Origin of the sequence: Streptomyces sp. NPDC059255, from assembly GCF_042752355.1 — a bacterium.
Lineage (GTDB): Bacteria > Actinomycetota > Actinomycetes > Streptomycetales > Streptomycetaceae > Streptomyces.
In genome coordinates, this window is the sequence record NZ_JBHYZP010000044.1 from 40,497 (window position 1) to 52,612 (window position 12,116).

General features: G+C 72.9%; 11 protein-coding genes. 7 read left to right on the forward strand and 4 right to left on the reverse strand.

Annotated features, from left to right (window positions below):
• Positions 1 to 63: 63 nt before the first annotated feature.
• The 6 genes from ACFXKG_RS35570 (at position 64) to ACFXKG_RS35595 (ending at position 5,761) form a co-directional block, all read left to right on the forward strand.
• On the forward strand, positions 64 to 834 hold the full coding sequence (locus tag ACFXKG_RS35570; protein ID WP_384847886.1) for an enoyl-CoA hydratase/isomerase family protein: 771 nt from the start codon (positions 64 to 66) through the stop codon (positions 832 to 834).
• Positions 835 to 1,085: 251 nt separating this feature from the next.
• Positions 1,086 to 1,610, forward strand: a complete 525-nt coding sequence (locus tag ACFXKG_RS35575; RefSeq protein WP_384847889.1) for an ATP-binding protein — start codon at positions 1,086 to 1,088, stop codon at positions 1,608 to 1,610.
• A gap of 145 nt (positions 1,611 to 1,755) precedes the next feature.
• Positions 1,756 to 2,565, forward strand: coding sequence for a polysaccharide deacetylase family protein (locus ACFXKG_RS35580; protein ID WP_384847892.1), 810 nt, complete (start codon positions 1,756 to 1,758; stop codon positions 2,563 to 2,565).
• A complete protein-coding gene (locus ACFXKG_RS35585) occupies positions 2,565 to 3,818 on the forward strand; it encodes a hypothetical protein (RefSeq protein WP_384847895.1) in 1,254 nt (417 codons plus the stop codon). The genes ACFXKG_RS35580 and ACFXKG_RS35585 overlap by 1 nt, the downstream gene beginning before the upstream one ends.
• Positions 3,819 to 3,909: 91 nt before the next feature.
• Positions 3,910 to 4,647, forward strand: coding sequence for an ADP-ribosyltransferase (locus ACFXKG_RS35590; RefSeq protein ID WP_384847898.1), 738 nt, complete (start codon positions 3,910 to 3,912; stop codon positions 4,645 to 4,647).
• Positions 4,648 to 4,666: 19 nt separating this feature from the next.
• Positions 4,667 to 5,761: a CopD family protein gene (locus ACFXKG_RS35595; protein ID WP_384847900.1), complete on the forward strand. Its 1,095-nt coding sequence runs from the start codon at positions 4,667 to 4,669 to the stop codon at positions 5,759 to 5,761.
• A 27-nt stretch (positions 5,762 to 5,788) separates the two neighbouring features.
• Here ACFXKG_RS35595 and ACFXKG_RS35600 read toward each other — a convergent pair whose 3' ends face one another.
• Positions 5,789 to 6,868, reverse strand: coding sequence for a L,D-transpeptidase (locus ACFXKG_RS35600; protein ID WP_384847903.1), 1,080 nt, complete (start codon positions 6,866 to 6,868; stop codon positions 5,789 to 5,791).
• Between the two features lie 311 nt (positions 6,869 to 7,179).
• Between ACFXKG_RS35600 and ACFXKG_RS35605 the strand changes: the two genes are divergently transcribed.
• The gene (locus tag ACFXKG_RS35605) at positions 7,180 to 8,139 is read left to right on the forward strand and encodes a glycoside hydrolase (RefSeq protein WP_384847906.1); all 960 of its coding nucleotides are present in this window, start codon (positions 7,180 to 7,182) and stop codon (positions 8,137 to 8,139) included.
• Between the two features lie 29 nt (positions 8,140 to 8,168).
• Here ACFXKG_RS35605 and ACFXKG_RS35610 read toward each other — a convergent pair whose 3' ends face one another.
• The 3 genes from ACFXKG_RS35610 to ACFXKG_RS35620 form a co-directional block, all read right to left on the reverse strand.
• Complete coding sequence (locus tag ACFXKG_RS35610) at positions 8,169 to 9,359, reverse strand: alpha/beta hydrolase family protein (RefSeq protein ID WP_384847909.1); 1,191 nt, start codon at positions 9,357 to 9,359, stop codon at positions 8,169 to 8,171.
• Positions 9,360 to 9,436: 77 nt separating this feature from the next.
• Positions 9,437 to 10,405 (reverse strand): LysR family transcriptional regulator, encoded by a 969-nt coding sequence (locus ACFXKG_RS35615; RefSeq protein WP_384847912.1) that lies wholly within the window; start codon positions 10,403 to 10,405, stop codon positions 9,437 to 9,439.
• Between the two features lie 66 nt (positions 10,406 to 10,471).
• Positions 10,472 to 11,569, reverse strand: a complete 1,098-nt coding sequence (locus tag ACFXKG_RS35620) for a phosphotransferase family protein (protein ID WP_384847915.1) — start codon at positions 11,567 to 11,569, stop codon at positions 10,472 to 10,474.
• Positions 11,570 to 12,116: the final 547 nt, after the last annotated feature.

Below are 12,116 nucleotides of genomic sequence, written 5' to 3' on the forward strand. Positions count from 1 at the left end.
GTCGCGCACCCGTGCGGTGCGCGACCGGGCCCGTTGTCGTTAGCGCCGGTTAACCTCGTTGGCATGGCATACGTGAATCTTGAGGTCTCCGGCGGCGTCGGTACGATCCGGCTCGACCGCCCCCCGATGAACGCGCTCGACACCGCCCTTCAGGACCGGCTGCGCGAACTGGCCGTGGAGGCGGGGGCGCGGGACGACGTGCGCTCCGTGATCCTCTACGGCGGCGAGAAGGTCTTCGCGGCCGGCGCCGACATCAAGGAGATGCGGGCGATGGACCACGCGGCGATGATCGGGCGCTCCCGGGCGCTCCAGGAGTCGTTCACGGCCGTGGCCAGGATCCCCAAGCCGGTCGTCGCGGCCGTCACCGGGTACGCGCTGGGCGGCGGCTGCGAGCTGGCCCTCTGCGCGGATTACCGCATCGCCGGGGACAACGCCAAGCTCGGCCAGCCCGAGATCCTGCTGGGGTTGATCCCGGGCGCGGGCGGCACCCAGCGGCTCGCGCGGCTGATCGGCCCGTCCCGCGCCAAGGACCTGATCTTCACCGGCCGTCAGGTGCGGGCGGACGAGGCGCTGGCCATCGGCCTGGTCGACCGGGTCGTCCCGGCGGCCGAGGTGTACGAGCAGGCGCACGCCTGGGCGGCGAAGCTCGCGCAGGGGCCGGCGCTCGCGCTGCGCGCCGCGAAGGAGTCGGTCGACGCGGGTCTCGAAACGGACCTGGAGACCGGACTCGCCCTCGAACGGACCTGGTTCGCGAGCCTGTTCGCCACCGAGGACCGCGAGCGCGGCATGCGGTCCTTCGCGGAGGAGGGGCCGGGCAAGGCGAAGTTCCTCTGAGAACCGCCCTGTTGGACATGCGTGGCCGTTACGTCAACCCCGTGCACCGCCCGGCGCAACCTTAAGGCAGGCTTAAGGAAGCCTTCGCGATCACATTTGGTGATCTTTCAATCGGTTCTCGTCATCGCAGGTCAGGATAGGTGCTCAAGCTCAATTTCTGCCAAGGGCATATGCCGATCACGCCCACCGGAATGCCTCGTTCCGGGGGGCTGAATACCAGGGAACGGCCACGGTGGGAGCGCCGTGCGGCCATGATGGGGGGCATGGCGGGCCTGGAGGGTACGGAGCAGCCGCGGCAGCGCGGACACGCCGCCGCCGAGCGGTGGATACCGTCCGTCGACGACGAACAGGCGCTCAAAGCGCTGGAATTGTTCGGCAACCCGACGGAGGCGGAGGTACGGCTGCCGTCCCGCCCCGAATCCGCCGCCGCCGCCCGCCGGATCACCCACAGCGTGGTGCTGCGCCAGTGGCAGCTCTCGCCGGGAACCGCCGAGTACGCGGTCCTGCTCGTCTCCGAGCTGGTCGGCAACGCCGTCCGCCACACCGGCGCCCGCGTCTTCGGGTTACGGATGCTGCGCCGCCGCGGCTGGATCAGGATCGAGGTGCGCGACCCCTCGCGCGGGCTGCCGTGCCTGATGCCGGTGCGTGAGCTGGACACCAGCGGGCGCGGCCTCTTCCTGGTCGACCGGCTCTCCGACCGGTGGGGCGTGGACCTGCTGCCGCGCGGCAAGACCACCTGGTTCGAGATGCGGGTCGCGGACCGCCAGATTCCGTAGCCGCCACGACACCTCGCGACGCCCCGCGACATTTCACGGCACTCCGCCGCGCCCCGTGGCACCTCGCGACGCCCCGCGACACCCGTGAGGGCCGCGCAGCGGGTCAATCGTCACCTTTCGTCCCATTTACGTCTTAAATGGTGTCGTGATCCCGATCGACCGCCGCAGTGCACTGCGCGCAGCAGCCGGCGCTGCCGTCACGGGCGCCCTCGCCACCAGCTGTTCCGACACAACCCCCACTTCTGTAAAGCCGTCAGCGACCGCCCCAGGCAACAGCCCGGGAGCCTCGGGCGCCAGCCCCGGTACGGTACGGCCCGCCGCACGCAGTGCCCCCGCGCCCCGGCGCTTCCCCGGGCAGCCCACCGAGATCGAGCACGGCCCCCGTGGCCGCCCCCGCGTCGCCCTCACCTTCCACGGCCAGGGCGACCCCGCCACCGCCACCGCCCTGCTCGCCGAGGCGGAACGCGCCGGGGCCCGGGTCACCGTCCTCGCGGTCGGCACCTGGCTCGACGAACAGCCCGCCCTCGCCCGCCGGATCCTCGACGGCGGCCACGACCTCGGCAACCACACACTGCACCACACCGACATCTCAGCCATGGACGAGGCGGAGGCGTACGCGGAGATCACCGGCTGCGCCCAGCGGCTGCGCCGGCTCACCGGCTCCATCGGCACCTGGTTCCGGCCGTCCCGCACCCAGCACGCCACCCCGCTCGTCCAGCGGCTGGCCCGGCGGGCCGGCTACCCGCACGTCCTCTCGTACGACGTCGACTCCCTCGACTTCACCTCGCCCGGCGCCGCGGCCGTCGTCCGTACCGTCACCGGAGAGATCCGCGACGGCTCCGTGGTGAGCCTGCACTTCGGCTACGCGGACACGGTGGCCGCGCTGCCCGCCCTCCTCGACGCACTGGAACGCCGCGGCCTGCGCGCGGTGACGACCACGGAGCTGCTGACCTGATGCACCGAACTCCTCCCCGCGCCCGCCGCCTCTCCCCGCGCTCCGCCTACCGCCTCAACTCGCCCCGTTACGGCCGCCGTTCGGGGCGTCTCGCGACCGCCGCCGCGGCCTTCTCCCTCGCCGCCGTGCTCGCGGGGTGCGGTGACTCCGGCGGGCCGGTCCGTACGGAGGCCACCGCCACCAAGGCCGCGCGCCCGGCCGCCCCGGTGCGGTCCGTGCCCGCCGGTCTGCCGGGCATGCCCCCGGTGCAGGATCCCAAGGACATCTACGCCGCCGACCGTCCCGGCATGCTCTCGCCCGTCGTACGGGGCTTCCCCTCGCGGGTGTACGTGCCCAACACCAACTCGGACACGGTCTCCGTCATCGACCCGGCGACGTACGAGGTCATCGAGACGATCCCGGTCGGCCGGCAGCCGCAGCACGTCGTGCCGTCCTGGGACCTCAAGACCCTCTGGGTCAACAACAACCGCGGCCACACCCTCACCCCGATCGACCCCGCCACCGGCAAGGCCGGCGAACCGGTCGACGTGCACGACCCGTACAACCTCTACTTCACGCCCGACGGCAAGTACGCCGTCGTCATGGCCTCCCTCGACCGGGAACTCGTCTTCCGCGATCCGCACACCATGAAGGTGGTCAAGACCGAGCCGGTCACCTGCGCGGGCGTCAACCACGCGGACTTCTCGGCGGACGGCCGGTACTTCATCGTCTCCTGCGAGTTCTCCGGCGAACTCCTGAAGGTCGACACCGCGAAGATGAAGGTCGTCGGCCAGCAGACCCTGCCCTTCGAGGGGGCGATGCCCCAGGACGTGAAGATCTCGCCGGACGGCGGCACGTTCTACATCGCGGACATGATGGCCGACGGCATGTGGGTGCTGGACGGGAAGAAGTTCTCCACCCCGAAGCTGCTGCCCACCGGCAAGGGCACGCACGGTCTCTACGTGAGCCGGAACTCCCGCGAGATGTACATCTCCAACCGGGGCGAGGGCTCCATCTCCGTCTTCGACTTCAAGCAGGACAAGCTGACGAAGAAGTGGCACCTGCCCGGCGGCGGCAGCCCCGACATGGGCGGCGTCTCGTCGGACGGCAAGGTTCTCTGGCTGTCGGGGCGTTACAACGCGGAGGTGTACGCGATCGACACCACCAGCGGCAAGGAGCTGGCCCGGATCCCGGTCGGCGGCGGACCGCACGGTCTCGCGGTCTACCCGCAGCCGGGCCGCTACTCGCTCGGGCACACGGGCGTCTTCCGCTGACCGCGGCGGGCCCGGCAACACGCCCGGCAACACGCCCCAATCCGGGTGACGGTCCACGGCCCGCCGCCGCGGAGCGTGGAGGGTGCTCCCCATGACCACTTCTCGCCTGCGGCGGCGGGCCGCGGCCGTCGCCCTCTCCGTCGCCGCCGTGTTCATCCCCGCCGCCTCGGCCACGGGGGCCGTGTCAGGACCGGAACCGTCCCCCTCGGCCACCGTGAGACCCGCCGAACCCGCCCCGCCCACTCCGCCCACTCCATCCGTACCGCCCGCCCCGCCCGCCCCGGGCGCACCAGGCGCACCGGCGGCCCCGGGGGCCGAGCCGGCCCCGGCCGCCGACCGGTGTCCGCTCGTCGAGGACAAGATGTTCGCCGCCGTGGACCACCGGGTCGAGGTCGCGCGGATCACCCCGACGCCGTACTGGCGTACCGACTGCCGTCAGCTCTACCGCGCCGACAGCCGGGCGCCGCAGCTCGTCTTCGAACAGGGCCTCCACCCCGACGCGCCGCTGGACGGCCGGTACGACCTGAGTCGCCACACCGCGGCCGGGCAGGGCTCGCCGTACGTCTCGGCCAGCTACGACCACGACCTCTACAAGTCCACGGTGGGGGACAAGCCCGTCTACAACTACTACATCGACGCGCCCGGCGGCGTCGACGTCGACCGGACCCTCGGCGCTCCCCGGCAGCCCGTGGGGAGCGACGAGGTCGCCTTCCCCGGCGGCGTCTCCCGGGAACGCGTCGTCGGCGCCTGCCCGGTGGACCTGGCGAAGAAGACCGAGACCATGGCGCAGTGCCAGGACAACCCCCACTACAAGCCCTGGCGCGGCTGAAACCATCGGCTTCACGACGATGACGGTCGCGTTGCCGCTCCGCGCGATCCGTAGAGATGATGAGCAGGTGATATTTCCTGGTCCGTCCGTCGACGACACCGCCCACGGTTCCGGCCGCCGAGCCACGCTGACCACCGCGGCTCTCGTCGCGGGCGGCACGCTGACGGCCCTGCTCGTCGCGCTGCTGGGCGCGAGCGCCGCCGCCCGGGGCACGGGGGAACTGCGCATACCCGGCGCGGGCGCCATCACCGTGCTGCGCGCGGTGGTCTTCGCCGCGCTCGCCGTGCACCTCGGCGAACTCGCGGGCGGCCGGCTCGCCCGCACCGGAACCGCCCGCTCCGGACCACTCCGTACGGCCCCCGGGAGCGTCCTCGGGACCGCGCCCGTGACGGCTCCTGTGACCGCCCCCGTGACCTTCCCCGAGCCGCGCCGCTGGGCCGTCGCCGCGTCACTCGCCGGGGCCGCCGCCTCGGCCGGGCAGATCGTGCTGCTGGCCCGGGTCAGCGGGCTCGACCTCACCACGGTGTACGGCACCGCCGACGGCCGCCTCCTGCTCGTCATGGCCAACGGCTTCCTGCTGGCCGCCGGCTGCGCCACTTCGACCCGCCCGGTCCTCGCCCTCGCCCCGCTCGCCGCCGTCGTCGGCGCGGAGGCGCTGCGGGCCCACCCCGAGCCGTACACCCCGCTGCTGGGCGCCGCGCTCACCGTCGTCCATCTCACCGCGGCGTCGCTCTGGACCGGCGGGCTGCTGTACGTACTGCGGGCGATGTGGCTCCGCCGCGGCGTACCGGGCGGGGCCGGGGAGCTGCTCGCCCGGTACGCCCGCCACGCGGGCCGGCTGCTCGCCGTGCTCGCCGCCACCGGCACGGTCTCGGCCCTGCGCAGGCTCCCCGCCGATGTCGTCCTCACGACGGCGTACGGCCGGGTTCTGATCGCCAAGCTCGTCCTGGTGGCGGTGGTGTGCGCGCTGGCGCTGGCGGCCCGGCGCCGGCTGGGCGGGGGCGGCGACCCCACGCGCCCCGCCCGCGCCGAACTGGCCGTACTGGCCCTGGTCGTGCTGGTCTCGGCGGTCCTGACGGTGGTCCCGGACCCGCACTGGGTCAGTACCCGCTGACCGGGCCCCGGCCGCCGGGCAACCCGGTCACCGCAGGGCGCTGTCCGCCAGCCACCGGCTCCAGGGGATGTTCCAGTCCCCGTAACCGTTGCCCGGATCGACCGTCTCCGGCGAGCCCGTGACCTGTACGACGTCCCCGGGGATGACCTCCTCGAAGAAGCGCCGCGCCGTGCCGTCCGTGGGGAGACCGACGCAGCCGTGCGTGATGTTCTCGCGCCCCGCGTGGACGTCGGCCAGCGGGTTCTCGTGGAGATAGGTGCCGGAGGACGTCAGATGGACGGCGTAGTTGTAGTAGCCCTTGTACGCGTCGCCGAAGCCGACGGTGCTGGAGTCCATCAGCACCCGGCGCTCCTTGTCCGAGACGACCATGACGCCGTTCCAGGTCTCCATGCCGGGCGCCCCGGCCGTGATGGGGATCCGGGTGGCGACCCCGCCCTTCACGACCGTCATGAAGTGGCCGGGCACGTCGACGGTGGCGATGAGGGACCGGCCGACGGAGAAGCGCCGGTTCAGCGTGCTCGCCGGGCCGGAACCCGTGCCGGATCGGGCGCGCGGGCCCGTGCGGAGGGTGACCTTCGTGCCGGGGGTCCAGTAGGTGCGCGGGCGGTAGTCGAGGCGCTGGCCGTCGTCGAGGTGGCGGTCCTTCACCCAGCTCCAGGAGCCGGTCACGGGCGGCCTGCTGGTGACGGTCAGGGCCCGTTCTACGGCGGCCCGTTCGGCGGCGGGTACGGGTTGCTCGAAGGTGAGCGACACCGGCATCCCGACCCCGACCACGGCTCCGTCCTCGACGTTGACGTGGACGCCCTCCAGCGCGCTGGGCACGGGCGCCGCCGGGCGCACCGCGGGGCGGACGGTGGCGGCCTCCGTGGCGGGCACGGCCTTGTCGTCCGCGGACGTGTCGGAGCTTCCGGCGCCCAGCAGCGAGCAGCCCGTCAGGGCGAAGGCGGCGCACAGGGCCGCGGCTCCCCAGGCGTACGGGGCGCGGGGACGGACGCGGTCACGCGCAGAGTCTGAGTCTGAGTCAGGGGCAGGGGCAGAGGCGGGCCCACGGGCACAGGCGCGGGCGCGGGCGGTGTGGTCGGTCTTGATGTCGGCTCCCGGGGTCATCGTGTCCCCCCTCGCTGGTGTTCCGGATGGTGCGGTGGACTTGCGGCATGCGTGAGTTCGGCGTACAGCACGCGGGCCGGACAAAGGACATGGGAACGGGTCGGCCGGGACGGAGAACGAATCCGACGCCTTCTACGCCCCGACGTTCCCCCGAATGGTCGGCCGTCCCTACGCCATGACGGGTGATCACACCGCCGCCCGGGTCGCCGCCGTCACCGGGGAGGGGGAGCCTGCCGCACCCGTTGACGCCCGATGATCCCCTTGGGAATGTGTGGAGTCCTGATGCTTTCTGTCCCATCTTGGGAGACGTCATGCGGGACGTACCTGCACGGAGCGAGTCGCACGGCAACGACAGCAGTGACAGCAGAGACGACAGAGCCAGCAGTGACAGCAGAGACAGCAGAGACGGCCGCGGGCGCAGCGGCCGCGCCGCCCGCAGGAGCTTCCTCGGCGGGGCCGCGGCGCTCGGCGGGGCGATGGCGCTGGGCGCCGCTCTGCCCCGTACGGCGCAGGCCGCCGCCGCGCCGGGCACGGCACGCCCGGCGCGGGCGGCGGCCGCGTGGGAGGACGTGATCAACGGGTCCTTCGGCAGCTACGCCGCCTTCGAGGCGGAGTGGAACTACCGGTACCCCTGGGGAAGCGACCACAACGGCAGCGCCCGGATGTACGGCAGTTCCACCGACCACAACCACATCTATCTCAACTCCGGCGTACTCACCCTCCAGGCGACCCGGATCACCTGGGACGAGGGCACGAGCAGCTCGACGCCGCACCTGCCGATCCGCTACCACTCGGGCGCGGTGCACGCGAAGAACCAGATCGTGGTGACCGACCAGTTCCCCGACTACGAGGTCAAGGGCGAGTTCCAGGCCCCGAGCGGGGCGGGCACCTGGCCCGCGTTCTGGCTGACCGGGGTCAACAGCTGGCCGCCGGAGAGCGACATCCTGGAGTTCAAGGGGAACACCGACAACTGGTTCAACACCTTCCGTACCTCCTCGGACGTGTCGACCACGATCGTCGGCGTCTCCTCGCCCGGCTCCTGGCACACGTACCGCGCCTGGATCACCAAGGTGAGCGCCACGGACGTGGACATCCACTACTACCTCGACGGCACCTGGAAGGCGGTCCACCGGGGGGCCGGGTTCGTCGGCAAACCGCTCTGGCTGATCATCAACCTCCAGATGGAGGGCTCCTCGGGCTCCTCGGGGCCGGGCGGCGACACCTTCTACCGGGCGCGGAACGTCTACGTGGGCCGCAACCGCACCGCGTGACCGTCGTACCGGTTCACCGGACTACCGGTTCACGGGCGGTGGAAGGCCACCTCCGGGTAGGCGGCGGACTCCCCGTCCAGCAGCGGACGCGGTACGTGGCGCAGGTGGCGGTCGAAGAAGGCGGCGAGGTACTCCCGGACGATCGCGTTCGCCCGGTCCGGCGGGAGGGTGGCCCCCGTGGGGTCCTCCATGCCGAGCTGGTCGATCACCGCCGAGACATCCGTGAACGAGGTGACGTGCGCCGAGCCGGCCACCGTCAGCCAGCGCTTCCAGCCGTCCAGCCGCTCCCAGGTGGTGTCCCAGCTCGTGTCCCCGCCGCCGGGACGGTGCAGGCTGTCCGTGCCCAGCAGCAGGAACGGGCGCCCGGCGACCCCGGCGCCGGGCTCCTTCCGGTGGAAGCTGCCGTCCATGTTGACCCCGGCCAGGACGCGCGGGTCGTCGGACATGGTCTGCTCGGCGGAGTCACCGCCGATGGAGTGCCCCGCCATGCCGATCCGGGAACGGTCGATCAGCCGGGCGCGCTCCCACGCGGGCCGTGCGCCGGTCAGCCGGTCCAGCAGGAAGGAGACATCGGCGGAGCGTACGTCGGCCACGGCCGGCTTGCCCTCCTCGCCGTGTACCTCGCACGCGACGCAGGAGGTGAAGGAGCCGTCGGGCCAGCTCGTACCGAAGCTCTCGTACGCGTGGTCCACCAGCGCGACGACGTAGCCGCGGCTGGTCAGGTCCTCCGCGAGCAGGGAGAGGGTGAGCCGGGAGAGGGAGAAGCCGGGCGAGAGCACGACGAGCGGATAGCGCCCCGGCAGCGCCCGCGCGTCCAGACGGGAGTGCACCCGCGTCGCGCTCATCGGCTCGGCGAGGGAGCCGGTGACACCGTTGTTCACCAGGAAGGCACGGGCCTCGTCGGCCGTCAGATACGGCGCCGGGCGGCCGGTGCCCGGCGCGGCCGGGTAGTACATCGACACCAGCAGCCGGCGCGGCCCCGACTCCGGCACCCACGGATCGGTGCGGTCCTGGTCCACCAGGCGCAGGGTGTCCCGGCCGACCCCGTACGGGCCGGTGGGGCGGGGCAGTTCGGCACCGGTCGCGGCCGGGGAGACGGCCGCGGCGCCGGACGCGGGGGCCGCGGCGGCCGTTCCGGCGGAGAGCGCCGGGAGGCCCGGGGCGGCGAGGGCGAGGGTCAGGGCGGCGGAGAGGGCGTAGGCGCGGGTTCTCTTCGTCATACCGGGAGAGACGACCGGGGCACGGGCGAAGTTGCCGTACTCCGGGGGAAGTCGGGGTAACCGGGGTGTACGCGGGGTCAGTTGCCCTGCTGCGGGCGTCCCGGCCCGGCGGCGCGCAGGGCCCATGCCGGGGTCCAGATCTCCGGCGCGGTGAGGCGGGGGCGCGCGGCGGCGGTGAGGTGGTCGCGGAGTGCGGTGAGGGCCGGGTGCGGGTTGTCGGTGCGCCGGACCAGGCAGTGCGGGTAGACCGGGGTCGGATCGCGCAGGGGGATGCGCCGCAGATCGTGGCCGGCGGGCCAGACGAGGGGGGTGCGCTCGCTCATGAAGGTGCCCAGCGTCGCGGAGTTCGCGATCGTGTCCAGCAGCGCCTCGACGCCGAAGTCCGGGCCGATGGCGTCGACGGTGAGTCCGAACGCGGCGGCGAGCTCGTCGTAGTAGGCGGCCCACTCCGTTCCCGACCGGTTGGCGGGCATCCAGATCCGCCGGCCCGCGAGCTGGGCGGGGGTGACCGCGTCGGCGGCGGCGTACGGATGGGCCGGCCCCGTGACGAGCTGGAGCGGCTCGTCGAGGACCGGGGTCGCCTCGACCCCTTCGGGGAGCGGCAGTCCGGGCATGGTGACGGCGCGGAACGTCGCGTCGATCGTGCCGTCGCGGACCGCCGCGAACGCCTCCTCGGCGCTGTACAGGGTCATGACATCGAGGTCGGTCCCGGGATGCGCGCCGTGGAAGTCGCGCAGCAGCCCCGCCGTGGCGGCCCGCCGGCCGATCACGTCGACGCGCAGGGGGCGGCGCCCCGGCCGTACGGAGGCGGCGGCCCGCTCCTCGGCCCGCAGCAGCGCGCGGGCGTGCGGCAGGAACGCCTGCCCGTCGATCGTGAGCCGGGCCCCGCGCGGCGCCCGGGTGAAGAGCCGTACGCCGAGCTCCTTCTCCAGCGCGGCGACGCGCTTGGACACGGCCTGCTGCGTGATCGACAGGCTGCCCGCGGCTTCCTGGAACTGACCCGCCTCCGCGGCGGCGACGAAGGTGCGTACGGCGGTGAGTTCCATGACCGCCAAGCTAACAGCACAACCAACAGTTGTGGCGCGGGGGCGAAGCCCGATCCGGCTCCGCGCTCAGGAGGCCGGCCCGGCCCTGCCCAGGGCCGCCAGCTCGGCGCGCAGCAGCCCGCTCACATGGCGGTCCCTGGCCTCCTGCTCCGGGCCGGAGAAACCTCTCGGCACCACCTCGACCAGCATGATCAGATAGAGGTAGCAGCGGTAGAGGGCGAGCCGCCGCCGGGTTTCGGCGTCGAAGTCGACCCGGCCGCCGGCCGACCGGTATCCGTCGAGGAACGCCCCGTCACGCTCGATGTCCTCGAAGAGGGCCAGCGAGACCAGCTCCGCCAACGGGTCGCCCCAGAAGGCGCGTTCGCCGTCGATCAGGCCGCTGATCCGGTGCGGCCCGTCCGGTGCGGCCCGGTCGACCAGGATGTTGCCGTCCCAGAGGTCGAAGTGGACCAGGACCGGCGTGGTCACGGCGTCGAGCGGATCCGCCGCGGCGTGCACCGTCTCCCGGATCCGCTCGGCGGGCTCCGGCAGCGGCGCGCCGAATGCGGCCGCGTCGGCCAGGACCGTGTCCACCATGGCGAGGAACGCGGCGCGCCAACCGGGCGGCGGGGCGAGGGAAGCGGCCTCCGGCGCCCCGGCGGTCCGGAGGACCCGCGCGGCTTCCGGGAGCTGCGCGGTCTGCGGGTAGCCGAACGCCGGGCCCGTCACCTCGTGCAGCGCCGCCACCAGCGAGCCCAGCTCGCCGCGGAGTCCCGCCCGCTCGTCGTCCCCGATCCGCTCCCGCGTGGCGGACCAGTTGGCGCCGGGCAGGTCGGTCAGCACCAGGAAGTCGGTGTCGATCAGCTCGCGGGAGAAGTCCGCGTACACCACCTCGGGCACCGGCGCCCGGCCCGCCGCGGCCGCGTAGAACAGGCCCTCGGTCCGCATGATGCCGCGCTCGTAGCTCAGCGTCGGCTGCGCCGGATCGGGCGCGATCTTGAGTACCAGACCGCTGTACCTCGGCGCGTCCTCGCTCAGGCGGACGCGGTAGACCGTGTTGAAGGTCGCGTCCTCCAGCTCGGTGCGCGAGCGCACCAGGCCGGGATCGACGCCCGCCGCCGCGAGCATCCGGTGGAACTGCCGCTCACCGGGGCGCCGTTTGTGCAGATTGTGCAGATTGTTCACGTGTCTGCCTTTCCGGCGCGCGGACCGCGTCCTGCGGGCGGGCAGGGTGGTAACGCGGAGGGTACGTCCATGGCTGTCCTCATGACCCCTCCGAACGGCCCCACAGGGGGTACGGACGCGTGTGCGCGAGCCGGGCGTGCCGAAAGTATCCGGGAGCGCTTCCAAGGGTCAAGTGTGCCTGAGGAGAAGGGAGTTGCCCAGACTCCAGCCGGGGACCGGCCCGTCGGCCACGGGGCGCTCGGCCGTCTCCCGCCGGGAGACGCGTGCTCGCGCCCGGCATCCTCACAGCCTGCACGAGGTAGTGGGGAAACGGCGTAAGTGTCACGGGCTCGGGCGGCGGGATGGGGAGGCAGCGGTACCGTGCGCGTCTTGCCGCCCTTGGGGAAGTACGGCCTTCCTCGCTGTCCCACGTGGGCCGCCGGCCGAAGGCTTCCCCTCGGCGCAGGCAGAGTCCGAGGCCGGGATCCACCGCGAACCCGTAGCGCTCCTGCAACGGCGGGGTCGTCCGAGGTTGAGCAGCGCCTTGCGGCAAGCACCAACGCTGGCA

Bases quoted from the DNA above. Each gene is read 5' to 3' on its own strand.
- ACFXKG_RS35570 (WP_384847886.1), top strand. From the start codon at position 64: ATGGCATACGTGAATCTTGAGGTCTCCGGCGGCGTCGGTACGATCCGG.
- ACFXKG_RS35575 (WP_384847889.1), top strand. From the start codon at position 1,086: ATGATGGGGGGCATGGCGGGCCTGGAGGGTACGGAGCAGCCGCGGCAG.
- ACFXKG_RS35585 (WP_384847895.1), top strand. From the start codon at position 2,565: ATGCACCGAACTCCTCCCCGCGCCCGCCGCCTCTCCCCGCGCTCCGCC.
- ACFXKG_RS35590 (WP_384847898.1), top strand. From the start codon at position 3,910: ATGACCACTTCTCGCCTGCGGCGGCGGGCCGCGGCCGTCGCCCTCTCC.
- ACFXKG_RS35595 (WP_384847900.1), top strand. From the start codon at position 4,667: ATGACGGTCGCGTTGCCGCTCCGCGCGATCCGTAGAGATGATGAGCAG.
- ACFXKG_RS35600 (WP_384847903.1), bottom strand. From the start codon at position 6,868: ATGACCCCGGGAGCCGACATCAAGACCGACCACACCGCCCGCGCCCGC.
- ACFXKG_RS35605 (WP_384847906.1), top strand. From the start codon at position 7,180: ATGCGGGACGTACCTGCACGGAGCGAGTCGCACGGCAACGACAGCAGT.
- ACFXKG_RS35610 (WP_384847909.1), bottom strand. From the start codon at position 9,359: ATGACGAAGAGAACCCGCGCCTACGCCCTCTCCGCCGCCCTGACCCTC.
- ACFXKG_RS35615 (WP_384847912.1), bottom strand. From the start codon at position 10,405: ATGGAACTCACCGCCGTACGCACCTTCGTCGCCGCCGCGGAGGCGGGT.